Raw genomic sequence first — 18,719 nt, forward strand, 5'->3', positions numbered from 1 at the left:
GCGTTCGTGCGCGTAACGGCCACCGAACGCGCAGCTACCGCGCGTCGGACCGATCGGGATCGATCAACCGCCCCGCTTGGCCTTGATCAACGCGACCCGCTGCTGGGTGGTGGCGGCCTGCGCCTGCAACGCCTCGGCCCGCTCCTGGAGCGCCTCGGCGGTGGACCGCAACGCCTCCGCCTCGGCCTGACGGCGCTGCAACGCCACCGCCGCCCGGCGCAGCCGGGGCAACCGCGCCAGCACCGGCCGGACCGCCAGGCCCAGCACGACGAGCGCGAACAGCACCACCGCGACCACGATCCACGTCACCACGGCGGTGAGCCTACCGGGCGCCCGCCGGCAGCGCCGGATCGGCGGGGGCCACCGGCCTCGCGTACGCCTCCAGGGCGGCGACGGCCTGGGCACGCACCTGCTCGGCCAGCTCGGCCGGGGCCACCACGGTGACGTCCGGCCCGAGTCCCAGCACGAACCGGCGCGCCCAGCCAAGGTCGGTCACCCGCAGCGACACCAGCCACTGCTCACCGTCGGCCTCGACCCGCTCGCACGGGTAGTACTCGGTGATCCACCGCTCGCCCCGACCGATCCGCAGCGTGATCAGCGGCAGCTCCGCCGACGGGCGGAACACGCCGTCGGAGAGGTCGTGCGGGCGGGCCTGCGGCGGCACCACCGCCGGCTCGTCCAGCTCGGTGACCGCGTCGATCCGGTCGGCCCGGAACAGCCGCATCCCCTCCGCGCGGCGGCACCAGGCCTCCACGTACGCCCGGCCGCCGACCATCAGCATCCGCAGCGGGTCGATGGTCCGCTCGGTCGTCTCGTCCCGGGCGGCCGTGTAGTAGGTGATCCGCAGCGCCCGGCCGCGCTCCACCGCCGCGCGCAGCTCCCGCACCCGCGCGCTGTCCCCGGGCAGGCGCACCGCCACCGGCGCGCCCACCAGGTCACCGGCCGCGTCCTCGATCTTGGCGAGGGCCCGCTCGACGGCCTCCCGGTTCGCCACCCCGGGCGTCTCGGCGAGCATCCGCAGCGCCACCACCAGCGCCAACGCCTCGTCCGGGGTGAGCCGAAGCGGCCGGTCGATGCCCGCGTCGTAGGTGATGGTCACCCGGTCGCCGTCGAAGGCCATGTCGATCAGGTCACCGGGGCCGTAGCCGGGCAGCCCGCACACCCAGAGCAGCTCCAGGTCCTCGCGCAGCTGCCGCTCGGTCACCCCTAGGTCACCGGCCGCCTCGGCGATCTCGATGCCGGGCCGGGCCAGCAGGTAGGGCACCAGGTTGAGCAGCCGGGCCAGCCGGTCCGCGGACGCGCGACCGCCCCGGGCCGCCGGGCGGGTCACCGGGCACCCCCGGCCACCGCGAGCTCGTCGTGCCGCGCGGCGATCTCCTTCAACCGTTGGATCACCGCGTCGCGCACCTCCGGCGGCTCCACCACCCGCACGTCCGGGCCGTACCCGACGAGCTGACCGGCCAGGTAGTCGGCGTCGGCGTAGGGCAGGACGAGATGGTCGCCGTCCGGACCCGGGCTGGTCTCCACCGCCCAGCGGCGCAGTCCGGCGGCCCGCCCCGGGGCGACCAGCACGGTGGCCCGCCCGGTCCGCTCCACCGGCCCCGACCAGCGGGCGACGTGGCTGATCAGGTCGACCCCGGCCGGTGGCTCGTACGACCCCGGCCGGCCGGTCACCCGGACCGCGCCGACCACCCGCGACAGCCGGAAGCACCGGGTCGCCGCCCGGTCCAGGTCGTGACCGACCACGTACCACCGGCCGCGCCAGCAGACCACGCCCCACGGCTGGAGCCGGCGGCGGGTCGGCGCGTCACGGTCCGGCACACGGTAGTCGAAGTTGACCTCGCGCCGGTCCCGGGCGGCGGCGGTCAGCGGGGCGAACGCCGGGTCGACCGTCACCATCGGCTCCAGCCCCAGGGTGGCCTGCGGGTCCACGTCGACCCCGGCGGCGCGCAGCTTGGCCAGCCCGGAGGAGGCCGCCGCGGCCAGGCCGGCGTGCTGCCAGAGCCGGGCGGCGATGCCCACGGCGGCGGCCTCGTCCGGTTCGAGGGGGATGTCGGGCAGGGCGTACTCCCGGTGGGCGATCCGGTAGCCCGGCTCGGCGTCGAAGACGCTGGCCGTCCCGGTCTCCAGCGGCACCCCGAGCTCGCGCAGCTCGGCCTTGTCCCGTTCGAACTTGCGCTGGAACGCCTCGTGGTCCTTCGCGTCGTCCGGGTCGTGTTCGTAGCCGGGCACGGTCGCGGCGATCTGCGCGGCGGTCAGGAACCGTCGCGTGGACAGCAGGCAGATCACCAGGTTGACCAGGCGTTCGGTGCGGGTCCGCGACACGGGTGAACGCTAGCAGCCCGCGCGGCGTGGGCGTGCACCCGCGCCGCGCGACGCGCGTGACATCCGCGCCGGAGCGAGCCGCGCCACATCGGTACGACCGGCGCCCGCTCGCCGCGCGGCCAGCCGATCCCGGCCATATGGTGAGCGCATGTCGGAAGCGGAAGTCAAGACCGAGAGCGTCGGTACCGTCGTCGTGGCCGGCGCGGCGAACCTCGCCATCGCGGTCGCCAAACTGGTCGCCGGGCTCATCTCCGGCTCCGCGGCGATGCTCTCCGAGGCCGCCCACTCCGTCGCCGACACCACCACCGAGGTGCTGCTCTATCTCGCGCTGCGGCGCGGCGCCAAGCCCGCCGACACCCGACACCCCTTCGGGTACGGGAAGGAGAGCTACGTCTGGGCGTTCCTCGCCGCGCTGTTCACCTTCGTGGCCGGGGCGGGCTTCGCCATCACCCACGGCGTCACCACGATCCTCGTGCACGAGCACAGCGGCGACTACCTGATCTCGTACATCGTGCTGGCGATCTCCTTCGCGATCGAGTCGATCTCGCTGGCCCGGGCGGTCAAGCAGGTCCGCGGCGAGTCCCGCCGCTGGCGGACCACCCCGCGCCGGTTCCTGCGGCTCACCGCCGACACCGCCGTCAAGGCGGTCTTCCTGGAGGACAGCGCCGCGCTGACCGGCCTGCTCATCGCCGGCGTCGGCCTCGGCCTGTCTCAGCTCACCGGCGACGAGCTCTACGACGGCATCGCCTCCATCCTGATCGGCGTGCTGCTGCTGGTGGTCGCGGTGATCCTGGCCAAGAGCAACATCTCGCTGCTGGTCGGCCGGGCCGTCCCCGAACGCCTGCACCGGGAGATCGAGCACGAGCTGGCCGCGCTGCCGACCGTGGACCGGATCGACACCCTGCTGACCATGCAGCTCGGCCCCGACGACATCCTGGTCGCCGCCAAGGTCGACTTCCTGGACGACGCGACCGGCGCCGACATCGAGGCCGCCGCCGACGAGGCCGAACGCCGGCTCACCGGGCGCTACCCCGAGATCGGGTACGTCTTCCTCGACCCCACCCGGTCGATGCCCGGCACCGACGGCCGGGCCCGACGCACCCAGGACGAGGACGACCGGCCGGTGGACCAGGAGGCCCGCCAGGCCTGACCCGGGCACCACCGCCGGCACGGACGCCGATAGCGTGCCCCGCATGGTGCGATGGCGATCCGGAACGGTCACGGCGGTACGGCGACGGTGGGCCGGCGCGACAGAACTCGACGTCGACCTGCCCGACGGCGCCCGGCTGCGCGCGCTGGCCTACCCCGCCCTGGTCGGTGACCCGGAGCCCGGCGACCGGGTGCTGCTCAACGCCGGCGCCCTGTTGATGGGCCTCGGCACCGGCGGCTACGCCCTGGTCGTCGCGCTCCCCGACCGGCTACCGCCGGACCCGCCGCAGGCCGCCGACACCCGCGACGCCGGCCACCTGGTCAAGGCCCGCTACACGCCGCTGCAACCCATCCTGCTCGGCGTCGACGAGGAGGCCTCCCCGCACCACGAACTGCTGGCCGCCGCCGAGAGCCTGGACGGCATGCCGGTGGTCACCGCCGACCTGCACTCGGCCCTGCCGGCCGTGCTCGCCGGCATCCACGCCGACGCCCCCGACGCCCGGGTGGCCTATCTGCTCACTGACGGCGGGGCGCTGCCGGCCTGGTTCTCCCGCACCCTGGCCGGGCTCGCCGACCGGCTCGCCGGCACGGTCAGCGTCGGCCAGGCCTTCGGCGGTGACCTGGAGGCCAGCACCCTGCACAGCGGGCTGCTGGCCGCCCGGCACGTGCTGCACGCCGACATCGCGGTGGTCGCCCAGGGGCCCGGCAACCTCGGCACCGGCACCCGGTGGGGATTCTCCGGAGTGGCCGTCGGAGAGGCGATCAACGCCGTCGCCACGCTGGGCGGGCAGCCGGTCGGCTCGCTGCGGATCTCCGACGCCGACCCCCGCCCCCGGCACCGCGGCGTCTCCCACCACAGCCTCACCGCGTACGGCCGGGTGGCCCTCGCCCCGGCCGACCTCGTCGTGCCCGACGGCCTGGCGTCGGGGCTCGCCGCCGACGTGGCCGCCGCGCTCGCCCCGCTGGCCGAGCGGCACCGCGTCGTCGCGGTGCCCACCGACGGCCTCGACGCGGCGCTACGGGCCAGCCCGGTGGGCCTGTCCACGATGGGCCGCGGCCTCGACGCCGACCACGCCTACTTCCTGGCGGCCGCCGCCGCCGGCCGGTACGCCGCCACCCTCGCCGGCTGACCCCCGCTCCACCTCGCCGACCCGGCAGAGTCCGGACTTCGCCTAGATCGTTGACCGGTAATTCTGGGCAGGTCATCAATGGTCGTAGGCGATCAAGGAGCGTTTGACGGGTGCGTCGATGGTCCAGTTGTGCCAGATCGCGGCGTTGAGGGCGAGCAGGCGTTGCAGGACACGGGTCCATAGGCCGGTCGGTACCCGCCCGCCGTGTTGTTCCAGGCCGAGTTGGTTCTTCAACGTCCAGATGATCGGTTCGATGCGTTGGCGTAGCCAGTTCGGGAAGGGTCTGGGAGTTTTCTCGTCCTTGCGGGCCGGGCGGATCAGTTGCAGGCCCAGGTCGGTGAACAGTTGCTCGCTGCCCTGGCCGGACAAGCCCTTGTCGGTGACCACGGTGGTGCCCGGGGCGGGCTGGTTAGCGGGCTGGCGGGTCAGGATCTGGCGGGTCGCTTCGCGTTCGCCGAACAGTTTGGGGTTGGCCAGGGCGAACCCGGTGACGGTGCCGTCGGCGGTGGTGATCAGCAACAGTTTGACCCCCCAGTACCAGCGGCTGTGCGCCGACTCGTAGCCGTAGCCGGCCCAGCCGAACAGATCCGAGCGTTGGCTGGTGGTGCGTGACTGCCCGCAGGGGATCGGGGTGGCGTCCATCAGGCGCAGCGGTTCAGCGGATGTATCGGTGTGTTCGGCCAGCCACCGCAGCGCGGCCTCCATCAGCGTGGCGGCCTGCTTGAGACGCTGGTTTTACTCGCTTTGCGCCAGCAGCCGGGGGAACAGGTGGCCCACCCGGGCTGGCGCTGCCCGCAGCCAGTGCCGTTCATCGTTGTACCGCAGCAGGACCTGCGCGACCGCCAGGCAGACCAGTTCGGCGTCGGTGACCTGAGGTCAGCGGCCCGGTCCCGATCGGCGCGGCTGGTGGGCGGGGATGATGTGATCGACCAGTTCCACGTACAGTGCGATGAGAAGGGTGTCCAGGTCGGCGATCATGTAGGCCTCACGGTCGACTGTGTGGGAACGTCGATCCTGGACAGCCTTCATCCGTCTTTCACGCAACCACCGCGACGTGTCACACCTACCACATCAACACCACCGGTGAATTCTGCGTTTGGCCTATCAAACGAGTACGCGGACGGTGTAGTAGTGGACCTCCCGGAGCGTCACGCATACTCCTGTTCCAGGATGGCCAGGTCGCGGTCGGCGAACTGCACGTGCGCCCACTGGTCGCTGAAGATGACTTGCAGGCACTTGACCGCCGTACGTTCGGCGGGCGGCGGGCAGCCGATCGCGGTGTTCGGCCCCCGCACGCGGTCCAGCTCCTCCTGCGTGACCTGCGCCAGATATGCGCGCAGATCGGCGATCCGCTCGGCGCGCACGGCGAGGATTTCGGCGAGGGTGGGCGCGGCCGACTCGTCGATGCCGAACTCGGTGCCGTTGGTGGTGAACGATGCGGGTACGCCGATCGGATGGAACGGGTTCGGGCGAAGGGCCGCCGCGTGGCCATACCAGGCGTCCACGACAAAGATCGTGTGGCGCAGGGTTTGGGCGAGCGACCATTCGTCGTTTACTGATCTGTGGACGGCTTCCTCTGGCAGCACGCTTGCGCGTCGCAGCGTCGCTTGCCACAGCTCCTCGATGACATCCACCGCATCGCGCATCGTCTCGGGTGTGGTCGGCTGCAGTCGAAGCCGTTCGGGGTGCAGGCGATCCAGCTCGGCCTCGATCAATGGCATGACCTCCACGCCGTTGACGCGCAGGCCGTCGATCGCCCCGTCGATGTCGGCGTCCAACAGCAGCACGCCACGCATCCGGGCGCCGCTGAGATCCACCTCGCGGAAGGTTGCGCTGGCCATTGACAGGTCGATGAACTCCGCGCCCTCGTAGTCGGGCTGCTGCACGAATCGCGTCATCGGCACATCGTAGGGGCCCGGTAGGACAAGACCACCAAATCAAGATCCCAGCATTGGGCTGCCCGGAGGTTTCCGGACAGGGGTTCCATTCGGGACCATTGACCGGGAGCGGAGGAGATAGTAGTGGCACAGTGAAGAGGAGAAATACCGGTCAACGATCTAGGTCCGGAGTCAGGCTCTCGTCCACCTCCACGACCTGGCGGGGTCCGGTCCACCTCGGCGACCTGGTGGGGTCCGGAGGGTGGGGCTACCGCCATGTCGCGGGTTCGGCGTCGGTCCCGGGCCGGTCAGGCCGCCGTGGGGGCGTCGACCCGCACCGCCCGGTCCGGCTGATCCGGGCAGGCGAAGGCCGCCAGCCGCTCCGCCTCCGTCAGCAGCACCTCCTCGACGACCGTGTCGAGCCGGCGGAACGGCCGCACCACCAGCGTCGCCGTCTCGCCCTGCCGGTCGATCGTCCAGGTGCCGGCCACGAACCCGTCCATCAGCACGGTGGCGGCCACGGCCGGGGTGATCACCCGCCGGCGCTCCTCGGCACCCAGCACCCGGGTGCGGTCCGCGTACGCGAGCAGGAGGTTGTCGTACTCCGGCAGCAGTCTGGGCGGGACCGGCGTGTCCGGGTCGGGCCGCTCCGCGTCGGGCAGGTCGAACAGCTCGCGCCCCTGCTCGTCCCGGAACACCCGCAGCTCGCCCCGGAGCGGTTCGACCACCTCGGCCAACCGGGTCAGCCCCGACCAGGCCTGCACGTCCCGTACGCTCGCCGGCCCGAACGCGGCCAGACAGCGGCGGACCAGCACGGCGGGATCCGCCGGGGTCAGCGGCCCCAGCCACTCCTCGGCCAGCGCGCACGGGCCGTCGACCCGGCCACCCCAGGTGCCCGCCGGCGGCAGGTGCACCAGGGGCAGCAGGTACTGCACCGAGTGCAGCAGGGCGCTGCGGTCCCGGTCCGGCCAGCGCCGCGCCAGCAGCTCCCGCAGCCTGGTCCGGCTCAGCGGCTCCCCGGCCAGCAGCGTGCCGGCGTACGCCACCAGCTCGGCCGGGTCGACACCCTCGGTGGCCCGGCCCATGAACTGCCGCTGCAGCCGCACCATCAGCGGTTGCAGCAGCGGGCGCAGCCAGCGGTAGTCGTCCGCCGCGGTCAGGTGCAGGGTGCCCCGCACAGTCGTCGCCCGCACCACCTCCCGCCGCAGCAGCAGCCCCGTCAGGTCGTCGCGGCGGAAACCGTGCTGCCGCGACCACAACCCCAGGTAGGGCGCGGTCGGCACCTGGCCCTGCAGGCCGACCAGCCGGCGCAGCACGTCAAGGGCCGACCGGTCCGTCCGATCGAGCAGGAACTGGCGGGCCAGGGTGGCCCGGTTCACCGCCCGACGCGACAGCACCGGCGCTGCGGTCCTCGCCACCGGGCCCCCTCCCGACGACGGCCGGCACACCCGACCGGCCCGTACGGCAGGAGGCTAACCCGGACCCCCGACAGGACCCCGGAGCCGTCCGCTCAGCTGGCGCCGTAGCCGCGCGCGACGATCTGCTCGGCGGAGCGGGCGTACACCTCGGGGTCCTGCGGGGCCCAGGTGCCCAGCCCGTCGACGTAGCGGTTGAACATGCAGAACGCGGCGGCGATCAGCACCGTGTCGTGGATCTCCAGGTCGGTCGCGCCCGCCGACCGGGCCGCGTCCACCAGCTCGGCGGTGACCTCCCGGCCGCTGCGCTGCACCGCCGCGGCGATCCGCAGCAGGGCGCGCAGCTTGTCGCTCACCGGCGCGCTCGACAGGTCCCCGCGGACCTGCTCCACCAAGGTCATCCCGGTCGGCAACTGGGCGGCGGCGAACGCCGAGTGCGACGAACAGCAGAACGTGCACTCGTTCAGCCCGGAGACGTACGCGGCGATGAGTTCCCGCTCGCCGGGCGTCAGCGTGGGGTGCGGGGCCCGCAGCAGCACCTCGGCGAGCTGACCGAGCGGCTTCGCGGTCTCCGGACGGTACGTCAGCGGCCCGTTGATCCCGGGGTGCGTCTTCTCGTCGATACCGAGGTCGATGTGCGCCACGTTCCCCACTCCGCTGGTGCCGGCCACCGGTCACCGGCGACGTCGAATCCGATCGATGACCAGACCTTGTCAGCGGCACCGCGCACGAGGCAACTCCGATCGTGCGCACCTGCCCGGCTGCCCGCCGCCCGACAGCCGGGTCCGGCGCGTGCCGACGGCGCGGGCCGGAACGCCCGATCGGGGCGCAGCTCGCCGCGACGTCAGCCGACGAGGAAGATCAGCGCCAGCCAGGCACCCACGATGAGGATCAGCGCCGCCGCCAGCACCCAGGTCGGCACCGTGTACTCGCCCCGGCGGTTCCGCTCGACCTCGGCGCGGATCTTCTCCCGCCGGCGGTCGATCCAGTTGAGCTTCTCGGTGCCGGTCGACTTCTCGGCACCGCGACCGCGGTCAGAGGGTTCGGAAGTGTTCATCGCGACGCCAGCGTACCGGTGCCGGGGCGGCCGGTGCCCACAGCACCGGCCGCCGCACCGTCACATGCTCGCGATGAGCCGCTCCACCCGCTCGTCGTACGCCCGGAACGGGTCCTTGCACAGCACCGTGCGCTGCGCCTGGTCGTTCAGCTTCAGGTGCACCCAGTCGACGGTGAAGTCCCGCCGCTTCTCCTGCGCGTGCCGGATGAACTCGCCGCGCAGCCGCGCCCGGGTCGTCTGCGGCGGCGTCTCCTTCGCCTCGAAGATCTCCGGGTCGGTCGCCACCCGGTCCACCTCACCGCGCCGCTCCAGCAGCCCGTACAGGCCACGCCCGCGCCGCAGGTCGTGGTACGCCAGGTCCATCTGCGCCACCCGCGGATGCGACAACGGCAGGTCGTGCCTGCGCTGGTACCGCTCGATCAACCGCAGCTTCGTCACCCAGTCGATCTCCCGGGCCACCGGGTCCAGGTCACCCGTCTCCACCGCCCGCAGCACCCGGCCCCAGAGCTCCACCACCCGCTTCGCGGTCTGGTCGCCGCCCCGCCGCTCCACGAACTCGGTCGCCTTGGCCAGGTATTCCTGCTGGATCTCCAGCGCGCTGACCTCCTTGCCCGAGGTCAGCCGCACCTTCCGCCGGCCGGTGATGTCGTGCGACACCTCCCGGATGGCCCGGATCGGGTTCTCCAGCGTCAGGTCCCGCAGCACCACCCCGGCCTCGATCATCCGCAGCACGATGTCGGCCGTGCCGACCTTCAGCAGCGTGGTGACCTCGTTCATGTTCGAGTCGCCGACGATCACGTGCAGCCGGCGGTACCGCTCGGCGTCCGCGTGCGGCTCGTCCCGGGTGTTGATGATCGGGCGGCTCCGGGTGGTCGCCGACGACACCCCCTCCCAGATGTGCTCGGCCCGCTGCGACAGGCAGTAGACCGCGCCCCGCGGGGTCTGCAGCACCTTGCCCGCCCCGCAGATCAGCTGCCGGGTCACCAGGAACGGGATCAGCACATCCGCGAGCCGGCCGAACTCGCCGTGCCGGGACACCAGGTAGTTCTCGTGGCAGCCGTACGAGTTGCCGGCCGAGTCGGTGTTGTTCTTGAACAGGTAGATCTCACCGGCGATGCCCTCGTCGTGCAGCCGCTTCTCCGCGTCGACCAGCAGACCCTCCAGGATCCGCTCGCCGGCCCGGTCGTGGGCCACCAGGTCGGTGACCGAGTCACACTCGGGGGTCGCGTACTCGGGGTGCGAGCCCACGTCCAGATAGAGGCGGGCACCGTTGCGCAGGAACACGTTGCTCGACCGGCCCCACGACACCACCCGCCGGAACAGGTACCGCGCGACCTCGTCGGGGGAAAGCCGGCGCTGCCCGCGGTAGGTGCAGGTGACGCCGTACTCGGTCTCGAGGCCGAAGATTCGCCGCTCCATGATGTGACATTAGCCGCCCGAGGCCCCGGATGGGCAGCGTCTCATCGGCGTACGTCACCCGGTACCGCCCCGCACCACCCGTCCCGCCGCCACGGCGGCCGGCGAGCCGGTACAGTCCAGCCGTGCGGATCCTGGTCACCGGCGGTGCCGGCTTCATCGGCTCGGCGTACGTCAGGCGGCTGCTCACCGGCGCGGAACCCGACCTCGACGTCGACGCGGTCACCGTGCTGGACGCGTTCACCTACGCCGGCACCGAGGGCAGCCTGGACCCCGTCCGCGCCGACCCCCGGCTGCGCGTCGTCCGCGGCGACATCCGCGACGCGCCGCTGGTCGACGCCACCGTCGCCGGCCACGACGTCGTCGTCCATCTCGCCGCCGAGTCCCACGTGGACCGCTCCATCACCGGCGCCGCCGCCTTCGTCGGCACCAACGTGCTCGGCACCCAGACCCTGCTGGACGCCGCCCGGCGGCACGGCACCCGCCGCTTCGTGCACGTCTCCACCGACGAGGTCTACGGTTCCATCGGCACCGGCTCCTGGACCGAGCACGCGCCGCTGGACCCCAGCTCGCCCTACTCGGCGTCGAAGGCCGGCGCGGACCTGCTGGTCCTCGCCCAGCACCGCACCCACGGCCTCCACGTCGTGGTCACCCGGGGCGCGAACACCTACGGGCCCTGGCAGTACCCGGAGAAGATCGTGCCGCTCTTCGTCACCAACCTGCTCGACGGGCACGACGTGCCGCTCTACGGCGACGGCGGGAACGTCCGGGACTGGCTGCACGTCGACGACCACTGCCACGGCATCGCGCTGGCCCAGACCCGGGGCCGCCCCGGCGGCGTCTACCACCTGGGTGGCGGCACCGAACTGACCAACCGGGAACTCACCGGGCGGCTGCTGGCCGCCTGCGGGGCCGGCTGGGACCGGGTCCGGCCGGTCGCCGACCGCAAGGGCCACGACCGGCGCTACTCGCTCGACACCGGCACCAGCCGGCGGGAACTCGGCTGGTCCCCCACCGTCGACCTCGACCGGGGGCTGGCCGACACCGTCGACTGGTACCGCACCCACCGCGCCTGGTGGGAGCCCCTCACGCCGCGCCGCTGAAGGGCTCCCCCTTCGGCTTACGCCTCCGGCTGCTCCGTCTCGGTCTGCTGACCCTCCAGGTCGGCGGAGGCGGCCGACGTGGTCGGCTTGTGCGCCTCCTCCGTCGGCACGGTCGGGGTCTTCGCCCGCCCTGCAGCCGGCGCCGTGTCGGCGTCGGCCTCACCGTCCAGCAGCGCGGTCAGCGCCGCCCCGGTGATCCGGCGGAACGTGCGCCCCACCCGACGCCGGTCGAGGACCGCCACCTCCAGCTGGTGGGCGGCGATCGTCCGGGGCGAACCACCCTCCCCGCCGACACTGCCCAGCGCCTTCACCGCCGCCCGGACCGCCTCACCGATCGACATGTCCGGCCGGTGCTCCGCCTTGAGCACCCCGGAGATCGCCTCGGCCTGGCCGCCCATCGCCATCCGGCCCGGCTCGTCGTTCACCGAGCCGTCGTACGTCAGCCGGTAGAGCGCGTCGTCCTCCGGCGTGCCACCGACCTCCGCCACGCAGATCTCCACCTCGAACGGCTTCGACTGCTCGGTGAAGATGGCACCCAGCGTCTGCGCGTACGCGTTCGCCAGCGCCAGCCCGGTCACGTCGCGGCGGTCGTAGCTCAGGCCGTTCAGGTCGGCCATCCGCACGCCGGCCCGGCGCAGGTTCTCGAACTCGTTGTACCGGCCCACCGCGGCGAAGCCGATCCGGTCGTAGATCTCACTGACCTTGTGCAGGGTGCTGGAGAGGTTCTCCGCGACGAAGAGCACCCCACCGGCATAGCTGAGGACCACGGCGCTGCGGCCCCGGGCGATGCCCTTGCGGGCCAGCTCGGAGCGGTCGCGCATGATCTGCTCGGGCGAGGCGTAGAACTGCATGGCCACGGCGGCGGTTCTCCTTCAAGCTGTGCGGGCGACTGCTGAGTGTGGTGCGGGAGCGGGATCAGCCGCCCGGGTTCTCCATCCGGCGGGACACGACGCCCTCGGCGACCTCCGCCGTCTCGGCGTCGGTGAGCCGGTGCGTGCCGTCGGCCGTCGCGGTCATCACCACCGGGTAGATCCGCCGGGTCAGGTCCGGGCCGCCGGTCGCCGTGTCGTCGTCGGCCGCGTCGTAGAGCGCCTCGACCGCGAGCCGGACCGCCTCGTCGATGGACAGACCGGTCCGGAACCGCTTCTTCAGCGCCGACTTGGCGAACAGCGAACCCGAGCCGATCGCGTCGTAGCCGGTCTCCTCGTAGGGGCCGCCGGTGACGTCGAAGCTGAAGATCCGACCGGCCCGCGCCGGGTCGCTCGCGGCCAGGTCGAAACCGGCGAAGAGCGGGATCACCGCGAGGCCCTGCATCGCCGCGCCCAGGTTGCCGCGGATCATCGAGGCCAGCCGGTTCGCCTTGCCGTCGAGGGAGAGCATCGCGCCCTCGATCTTCTCGTAGTGCTCCAGCTCCACCTGGAACAGTCGCATCAGCTCGATGCCGATGCCGGCGGTGCCCGCGATGCCGACCAGCGAGTACGCGTCGGCGGGGTGCACCTTCTCGATGTCGCGCTGCGCGATCAGGTTGCCCATCGTGGCCCGCCGGTCGCCGGCCATCACCACGCCACCGGCGGCCGAGATGGCCACGATGGTGGTCGCGTGCGGCGCCAGGTCGGCGGCCATGCCGGGGGGCAGCGGCCGTCGGCCCGGCAGCATCTCGGGGGCCACCTTGCTCAGGAACGCTGTGAAGGAGGACGTCCCCGCGTTGGTGAACACATCTGGTAGACGCCCGGATGGATCAAAACCCGCTGCCACGTGGTTCCTCTCAGGTACGTGATCGCCCTGGCCAGCCTCGCGGGACTGTCACGGAACTGGCCAAGACCACCGTTGCAGTTGAAGCAGAGTATCCCGCGCACCCACCCGGTGCGATGATCGTGGTCCAGATGTTGCGGATCTTCACCGCCGCAGATCGCACACACGCCGCCCTGCTCGGCGAGGAGCTCCTGGAACTCCTTCTCCCCCACCCCGTAGCGCCGGCGCAGGTGGTACTCGCGTGTGCCGCCGTAGAGCCGCTGCGCTGTCTCCTTACCGCGTGCGTTGTGGCAGGGCTTGCAGTAAGTGTGCCGTCCGCTGGCCTTCCTGGTCCGGGGAAAGTCCTCGAGTGGCTTCATCTGGTCGCAGTCCGGGCACCACTTCAGACCCTGCGGAACAGGCGCAAGCGGCTTCTTCTGCGCCGCGATCCCGCGCTTGCGGCGGCTCGCCTCGGAGCGGGCCGCCGCGCAGTTCTTGCAGTAGTAGGCGAGTCCGTCCGCCCGTCGTCGGTTGCGATGGAACTCGGTGACGGGCAGTACGCGCTCACATTGCGGGCATAATTTGTCCGACCCGCCGAGCGAATCGGACATTACCCCTATTCCCCGCCTTTCTGGACATAGCCCCTCACGAATTCTTCGGCGTTCTCCTCGAGGACGGAGTCGATCTCGTCGAGGAGGTCGTCGACGTCCTCGGTGATCTCCGCGTGCCGCTCGGCAACCTCGGGGTTGGCCTGCGCGGTGACGTCCTCGATCTCCTCGCCCTGGGTCGACTTGCCGGACTGGGTCTGGCCGCCTTCTTGCGTCGCCATCTCGGTGCCTCCTCCACGATCGCCTGCGATGAACTTACCTCGCGGGAGCGACGAAAAGCCCGTCGCGCGCCGGGTTCCGGCGCGCGACGGGCCCGCGTACGTGAGGGGTCAGCCCCCGGTCAGGGTCTCCAGCAGGTCCTTGGCGCTGACGCACCGGTCGAAGAGGGCGCCGACGTGCGCGCGGGTGCCCCGCTCCGGCTCCATCATCGGCACCCGGACCAGCGACTCCCGGCCCACGTCGAAGATGACCGAGTCCCAGCTCGCGGCGACCACCTCGGAGGCGTACTGGGCCAGGCAGCGGCCCCGGAAGTAGGCGCGGGTGTCCTCCGGCGGCTGGGTCATCGCGGTGCGGGTCTGCTCGTCGGTCAGCAGGGTCTTCATCGAGCCGCGCGACACCAGCCGGTGGTAGAGGCCCTTCTCCGGCCGGACGTCGGAGTACTGCAGGTCGACCAGCTGGAGCTTGTGCGATCCCCAGCCGAGCTTCTCCCGCTCCCGGTAGCCCTCCAGCAGCCGCAGCTTGGCCACCCAGTCCAGCTCGTCGGCGCAGAGGAACGCGTCGCGGCCGAGCCGGTCCAGCACGCTCTCCCAGCGGTCCAGGACGTCGGCGGTCTGCGCGTCGACGTCGTTGCCGTAGCGGTCGTCCACGAAGGACCGGACCCGCTCCAGGTAGGCCCACTGGACGTCCAGGGCGGTCAGCCGCCGGCCGTCGCGCAGCCGCATCCGGTGCTTGAGCCCCGGGTCGTGGCTGACCGCACGCAGCTCGCTGACCGGGTCGGCGATGCCCAGGTCGGCGCCGAGCGCCTTCTCCTCGATCATGGTGAGGATCAGCGCGGTGGTGCCGACCTTCAGGTACGTCGAGATCTCCGACAGGTTCGCGTCGCCGATGATGACGTGCAGCCGGCGGTACTTGTCGGCGTCGGCGTGCGGCTCGTCGCGGGTGTTGATGATGGGCCGCTTGAGGGTGGTCTCCAGCCCCACCTCGACCTCGAAGAAGTCGGCGCGCTGGGAGATCTGGAAGCCGCTCTGCCCGCCGTCCTGGCCGATGCCGACCCGGCCGGCGCCGCAGACGATCTGCCGGGTGACGAAGAACGGCGTCAGGTACGCCACGATGTCGGCGAACGGCGTCTGCCGCCGCATCAGGTAGTTCTCGTGGGCGCCGTAGCTGGCGCCCTTGTTGTCGGTGTTGTTCTTGTAGAGGTGGATCGGCTGGGTGCCGGGGATCGTGGCGGCCCGCCGGGCCGCCTCGGCCATCACCCGCTCCCCCGCCTTGTCCCACCGCACGATGTCGAGCGGGTTGGTCACCTCGGGCGTGGAGTATTCCGGGTGCGCGTGGTCGACGTAGAGCCGGGCACCGTTGGTGAGTATGACGTTGGCCAGCCCCAAGTCCTCGTCGGCGAGCGCCTCGGCCGGGTCGTACGCCGCACCGGAGTAGGTGAAGCCGCGGGCGTCGCGCAGCGGCGACTCCTCCTCGTAGTCCCAGCGGGCGCGTCCGCCCCGGTTGAGTTCGGGCCGCGCCCCGTAGGCGTTGACCACCTGGGAGGAGGTGACCATCGGGTTGGCTCCGGCCTGGCCGGGCACGGAGATGCCGTACTCGACCTCGGTGCCCATGATCCGTCGTACGCTCACACCGCCACCTTCGATCCGCTCGCCCCTGCCGTCGAGACTAGTCTGCGCCGGGCCGTCCGGTGCCCGCCCAGGGCCTCGGCCGGGCGTCTTTCTGCCCGGGTCGCTGTTCTGCCGTGCGTTCCCCGCACGGCGAAGGCGGCGGCCCACCCGGGGGTGGCCCGCCGCCTTCGTCGTGGATCAGAGGTACTGACCGGTGTTGCTGGCGGTCTCTATCGACCGGCCGGCCTCCGTGCCCTTGCCGCCGGAGACGAGCGTACGGATGTAGACGATCCGCTCGCCCTTCTTGCCGGAGATGCGGGCCCAGTCGTCGGGGTTGGTCGTGTTGGGCAGGTCCTCGTTCTCCCGGAACTCGTCGACGCAGGCGTCGAGGAGGTGCTGGAGCCGGAGCCCCTTGCGCCCGGAGGTGAGGAACTCCTTGATGGCCATCTTCTTGCCCCGGTCGACGATGTTCTGGATCATCGCGCCGGAGTTGAAGTCCTTGAAGTAGAGGACTTCCTTGTCGCCGTTGGCGTAGGTGACCTCGAGGAAGCGGTTCTCCTCGGTCTCCGAGTACATCCGGAGCACCACCGCGTCGATCATGGCCGCGACGGTGGCCTGGGGGTCACCGCCGTGCTCGGCCAGGTCGTCCGCGTGCAGCGGCAGCCCGGACAGGACGTACTTGGAGAAGATGTCCTTGGCCGCCTCGGCGTCCGGTCGCTCGATCTTGATCTTCACGTCGAGTCGGCCGGGGCGCAGGATCGCCGGGTCGATCATGTCTTCCCGGTTGGAGGCGCCGATGACGATGACGTTCTCCAAGCCCTCCACACCGTCGATCTCGCTGAGCAGCTGCGGGACGATGGTGTTCTCCACGTCGGAGGAGACACCGGAGCCACGGGTCCGGAAGATCGAGTCCATCTCGTCGAAGAACACGATCACCGGCGTGCCCTCGCCGGCCTTCTCCCGCGCCCGCTGGAAGATCAGCCGGATGTGCCGCTCGGTCTCGCCGACGTACTTGTTGAGCAGCTCCGGGCCCTTGATGTTGAGGAAGAAGCTGGTGTGCCGCTCCTTGCCCTCCCGCTCGGCGATCTTCTTCGCCAGCGAGTTGGCCACCGCCTTGGCGATCAGCGTCTTGCCACAGCCCGGCGGGCCGTAGAGCAGGATGCCCTTCGGCGGCCGGAGCTGGTGCTCGCGGAACAGGTCGGCGTGCAGGAAGGGCAGTTCCACCGCGTCGCGGATCTGCTCGATCTGCGAGTGGAGGCCACCGATGTCGGTGTAGTCGACGTCGGGCACCTCCTCCAGGACCAGCTCCTCGACCTCGCTCTTCGGGATCCGCTCGTACGCGTACGCCGAGCGGGGCTCGATCATGAGCGAGTCACCGGCCCGGATCGGCGAACCGATCAGGGTCTCGGCCAGGTGCACGATCCGCTCCTCGTCGGAGTGCGAGACCACCAGGGCCCGGTCACCCGGGACGCCGTCGGGACCCGCGAGGATCTCCTTGAGCATCACGACCTCACCGACCCGCTCGAAGCCGAACGCGTCGACGATGTTGAGTGCGTCGTTGAGCAGGACCTCCTGGCCGCGTTGCAGCTCGTCGACCTCCAGCGAGGGCGAGACGGCGACGCGGAGCTTGCGCCCGCCGGTGAACACGTCCACCGTGCCGTCGTCGTGCTTCGCCAGGAAGACGCCGTAACCGCTCGGCGGTTGCGCGAGGCGGTCGATCTCCTCCTTGAGCGTCACGATCTGCGCGCGAGCCTCCTTGAGGGTGCTCACGAGCCGTTCGTTGTTCTCGGTCAGCCGCGCCAACTGCGCCTGGGTGGCCGCCAGCCGCTCTTCGAGCTGCCGGACGTGTCGGGGGCTTTCGGTCAACTTGCGCCGCACCAGAGCGAGTTCCTCTTGAAGGAACGCGACCTGCGTGGAGAGATCGTGGGCCTCCTTCTCCCACCGTGCGGCGCGCGAGTCCGCGTCGTCGCTGCGTGCCACGTCCCACCTCCCCGGGGGGCTTGAACGTTCTGAGCTAACACTAGCCGCTATGAGCCCGATTCGGTCCCATGCAACGCGCTCGTCACCGAAGCTTGATCGCGAACACCTGGTCGACGGGCCGGTACGGCGGTTCGGGTACCGTCGGAGTGTGGGACGGGAGAACATGGGGGGTGCACCGGTGGCGGAGGTCGCGACGGACCAGCTTCAGGTCTGGGTGGATCAGGATCTCTGCACGGGCGACGGGCTCTGCGTCCAGTACGCGCCGGAGGTCTTCGAGTTCGACGTCGACGGCCTGGCGTACGTCAAGGGCGCCGACGGCGAGCTGCGGCTGGCCCCGGGCAGCCGGGTCGACGTGCCGGAACACCTGCGCCTCGAGGTGATCGACTCGGCGAAGGAGTGCCCGGGCGAGTGCATCCACGTGGTGCGCGGCGACGGCGTCGAGGTGGCCGGCCCGGAGGCCGAGGAGGACTGACCCGCCCGCCTGCCGGCCCGGACGGGGCCGGCAGGCGACCGGTTGGTGCGGTCGGGCTCAGAGCACCGGGCGGCCGACCACCGAGGCGACCAGCCGGGCGAACTCCTCCAGGCGGGCGATCTGACCGGCCCCGCCGTCGTCGATGGTCTTGCCGAAGCGCAGCGCGTCGTGCCGTGGCGCGCCGGCGATCTCGTCGCCGGGCGGCGCCTCGTCCAGCGACGTGAGCAGCAGATAGACGTCGATGCTGTCGACCCGGATCTCGCCGGTGTCGGCACGGGTGAGCCGCCGGCGGCAGCCCACCTCGGTGACCGTGGAGACCGGCACCACCCGCAGCGACGAGGTCATCGACCCGGGCGGGCCCTCCCCCGGGGGGACGTCCTCGCCGTGCCAGAGCACCAGGCGGCTGCCGTCGCAGACGACGACCTCCTGCCACACCCCGTTGACCTCGTTGACGAAGCGTTCCAGGGTGAAACCGAGCACCGAGGCGCCGCGCAGCACCCCACCGAGCGCCTCCAGGGCCACGTCGGGGTCGCGCAGGTAGGCCCGCGCGGCGGACTCGAGGTCGGTGTAGGGCGACCAGTCCGGGAAGACCGCCGGCAGGTCACCGTTGCCGAACCCGGGTCGGCTCAT

General features: G+C 71.6%; 19 protein-coding genes and 1 pseudogene. 4 read left to right on the forward strand and 16 right to left on the reverse strand.

Annotated elements, in window-relative coordinates; all coding sequences use genetic code 11:
* Window positions 1-63 precede the first annotated feature (63 nt).
* From MRQ36_RS32240 to MRQ36_RS32250, 3 genes are read right to left on the reverse strand one after another with little or no spacing between them, the layout of a single operon-like run.
* Window positions 64-312, reverse strand: coding sequence for a hypothetical protein (locus MRQ36_RS32240; RefSeq protein WP_242800632.1), 249 nt, complete (start codon window positions 310-312; stop codon window positions 64-66).
* 10 nt (window positions 313-322) lie between these two features.
* Window positions 323-1,330, reverse strand: a complete 1,008-nt coding sequence (locus MRQ36_RS32245) for a YafY family protein (protein ID WP_242800634.1) — start codon at window positions 1,328-1,330, stop codon at window positions 323-325.
* Complete coding sequence (locus MRQ36_RS32250; RefSeq protein WP_242800636.1) at window positions 1,327-2,325, reverse strand: YafY family protein; 999 nt, start codon at window positions 2,323-2,325, stop codon at window positions 1,327-1,329. The genes MRQ36_RS32245 and MRQ36_RS32250 overlap by 4 nt, the downstream gene beginning before the upstream one ends.
* 148 nt (window positions 2,326-2,473) lie before the next feature.
* On the opposite strand from MRQ36_RS32250, the gene MRQ36_RS32255 reads away from it, so the two are divergent.
* Together MRQ36_RS32255 and MRQ36_RS32260 are read left to right on the forward strand one after the other, a co-directional pair.
* Window positions 2,474-3,475: a cation diffusion facilitator family transporter gene (locus MRQ36_RS32255; protein ID WP_242800639.1), complete on the forward strand. Its 1,002-nt coding sequence runs from the start codon at window positions 2,474-2,476 to the stop codon at window positions 3,473-3,475.
* 43 nt (window positions 3,476-3,518) lie between these two features.
* Entirely contained in the window at window positions 3,519-4,604 is a 1,086-nt protein-coding gene (locus MRQ36_RS32260) for a DUF3866 family protein (protein ID WP_242800641.1), read from the forward strand.
* A 75-nt stretch (window positions 4,605-4,679) separates the two neighbouring features.
* Here the strand turns inward: MRQ36_RS32260 and MRQ36_RS32265 are convergent.
* The 6 genes and pseudogenes from MRQ36_RS32265 to pafA form a co-directional block, all read right to left on the reverse strand.
* Window positions 4,680-5,582: pseudogene (locus MRQ36_RS32265) on the reverse strand (IS982 family transposase).
* Between the two features lie 170 nt (window positions 5,583-5,752).
* A complete protein-coding gene (locus MRQ36_RS32270; protein WP_242800645.1) occupies window positions 5,753-6,502 on the reverse strand; it encodes a DinB family protein in 750 nt (249 codons plus the stop codon).
* 287 nt (window positions 6,503-6,789) lie between these two features.
* Entirely contained in the window at window positions 6,790-7,899 is a 1,110-nt protein-coding gene (locus MRQ36_RS32275) for a winged helix DNA-binding domain-containing protein (protein ID WP_242800647.1), read from the reverse strand.
* 92 nt (window positions 7,900-7,991) lie between these two features.
* Entirely contained in the window at window positions 7,992-8,540 is a 549-nt protein-coding gene (locus MRQ36_RS32280; RefSeq protein WP_242800649.1) for a carboxymuconolactone decarboxylase family protein, read from the reverse strand.
* Between the two features lie 200 nt (window positions 8,541-8,740).
* Complete coding sequence (locus MRQ36_RS32285) at window positions 8,741-8,953, reverse strand: hypothetical protein (RefSeq protein WP_242800651.1); 213 nt, start codon at window positions 8,951-8,953, stop codon at window positions 8,741-8,743.
* Window positions 8,954-9,013: 60 nt separating this feature from the next.
* On the reverse strand, window positions 9,014-10,372 hold the full coding sequence (gene pafA / locus MRQ36_RS32290; protein WP_242800653.1) for a Pup--protein ligase: 1,359 nt from the start codon (window positions 10,370-10,372) through the stop codon (window positions 9,014-9,016).
* Window positions 10,373-10,494: 122 nt separating this feature from the next.
* Between pafA and rfbB the strand changes: the two genes are divergently transcribed.
* Entirely contained in the window at window positions 10,495-11,472 is a 978-nt protein-coding gene (gene rfbB / locus MRQ36_RS32295; protein WP_242800655.1) for a dTDP-glucose 4,6-dehydratase, read from the forward strand.
* A gap of 17 nt (window positions 11,473-11,489) precedes the next feature.
* Here the strand turns inward: rfbB and prcA are convergent, their stop codons facing one another.
* From prcA to arc, 6 genes are all read right to left on the reverse strand, one after another.
* Window positions 11,490-12,329 (reverse strand): proteasome subunit alpha, encoded by an 840-nt coding sequence (gene prcA, locus MRQ36_RS32300; protein ID WP_242800657.1) that lies wholly within the window; start codon window positions 12,327-12,329, stop codon window positions 11,490-11,492.
* 58 nt (window positions 12,330-12,387) lie between these two features.
* On the reverse strand, window positions 12,388-13,227 hold the full coding sequence (gene prcB / locus MRQ36_RS32305; protein ID WP_242800659.1) for a proteasome subunit beta: 840 nt from the start codon (window positions 13,225-13,227) through the stop codon (window positions 12,388-12,390).
* Window positions 13,146-13,814 carry an endonuclease VII domain-containing protein gene (locus tag MRQ36_RS32310; RefSeq protein ID WP_242800661.1) on the reverse strand — a complete coding sequence of 223 codons (669 nt, stop codon included), beginning with the start codon at window positions 13,812-13,814 and terminating at the stop codon, window positions 13,146-13,148. Before MRQ36_RS32310 ends, prcB begins: the two co-directional genes overlap by 82 nt.
* A 5-nt stretch (window positions 13,815-13,819) precedes the next feature.
* Window positions 13,820-14,032 carry a ubiquitin-like protein Pup gene (locus MRQ36_RS32315; RefSeq protein ID WP_089014758.1) on the reverse strand — a complete coding sequence of 71 codons (213 nt, stop codon included), beginning with the start codon at window positions 14,030-14,032 and terminating at the stop codon, window positions 13,820-13,822.
* Window positions 14,033-14,140: 108 nt separating this feature from the next.
* A complete protein-coding gene (gene dop, locus MRQ36_RS32320) occupies window positions 14,141-15,658 on the reverse strand; it encodes a depupylase/deamidase Dop (RefSeq protein WP_374251048.1) in 1,518 nt (505 codons plus the stop codon).
* Window positions 15,659-15,835: 177 nt separating this feature from the next.
* Window positions 15,836-17,617 carry a proteasome ATPase gene (gene arc / locus MRQ36_RS32325; RefSeq protein ID WP_242800663.1) on the reverse strand — a complete coding sequence of 594 codons (1,782 nt, stop codon included), beginning with the start codon at window positions 17,615-17,617 and terminating at the stop codon, window positions 15,836-15,838.
* Window positions 17,618-17,795: 178 nt separating this feature from the next.
* Between arc and MRQ36_RS32330 the strand changes: the two genes are divergently transcribed.
* The gene (locus MRQ36_RS32330; protein WP_242800665.1) at window positions 17,796-18,089 is read left to right on the forward strand and encodes a ferredoxin; all 294 of its coding nucleotides are present in this window, start codon (window positions 17,796-17,798) and stop codon (window positions 18,087-18,089) included.
* 57 nt (window positions 18,090-18,146) lie between these two features.
* Here MRQ36_RS32330 and MRQ36_RS32335 read toward each other — a convergent pair whose 3' ends face one another.
* Window positions 18,147-18,719, reverse strand: a complete 573-nt coding sequence (locus MRQ36_RS32335) for a hypothetical protein (protein ID WP_242800667.1) — start codon at window positions 18,717-18,719, stop codon at window positions 18,147-18,149.

Origin of the sequence: Micromonospora sp. R77, from assembly GCF_022747945.1 — a bacterium.
Lineage (GTDB): Bacteria > Actinomycetota > Actinomycetes > Mycobacteriales > Micromonosporaceae > Micromonospora.

Coding starts and splice junctions, on each gene's coding strand:
- MRQ36_RS32255 (WP_242800639.1), top strand. CDS start 2,474: ATGTCGGAAGCGGAAGTCAAGACCGAGAGCGTCGGTACCGTCGTCGTG.
- MRQ36_RS32260 (WP_242800641.1), top strand. CDS start 3,519: ATGGTGCGATGGCGATCCGGAACGGTCACGGCGGTACGGCGACGGTGG.
- MRQ36_RS32270 (WP_242800645.1), bottom strand. CDS start 6,502: ATGACGCGATTCGTGCAGCAGCCCGACTACGAGGGCGCGGAGTTCATC.
- MRQ36_RS32285 (WP_242800651.1), bottom strand. CDS start 8,953: ATGAACACTTCCGAACCCTCTGACCGCGGTCGCGGTGCCGAGAAGTCG.
- pafA (WP_242800653.1), bottom strand. CDS start 10,372: ATGGAGCGGCGAATCTTCGGCCTCGAGACCGAGTACGGCGTCACCTGC.
- MRQ36_RS32310 (WP_242800661.1), bottom strand. CDS start 13,814: ATGTCCGATTCGCTCGGCGGGTCGGACAAATTATGCCCGCAATGTGAG.
- MRQ36_RS32315 (WP_089014758.1), bottom strand. CDS start 14,032: ATGGCGACGCAAGAAGGCGGCCAGACCCAGTCCGGCAAGTCGACCCAG.
- MRQ36_RS32335 (WP_242800667.1), bottom strand. CDS start 18,719: ATGAGCCGACCCGGGTTCGGCAACGGTGACCTGCCGGCGGTCTTCCCG.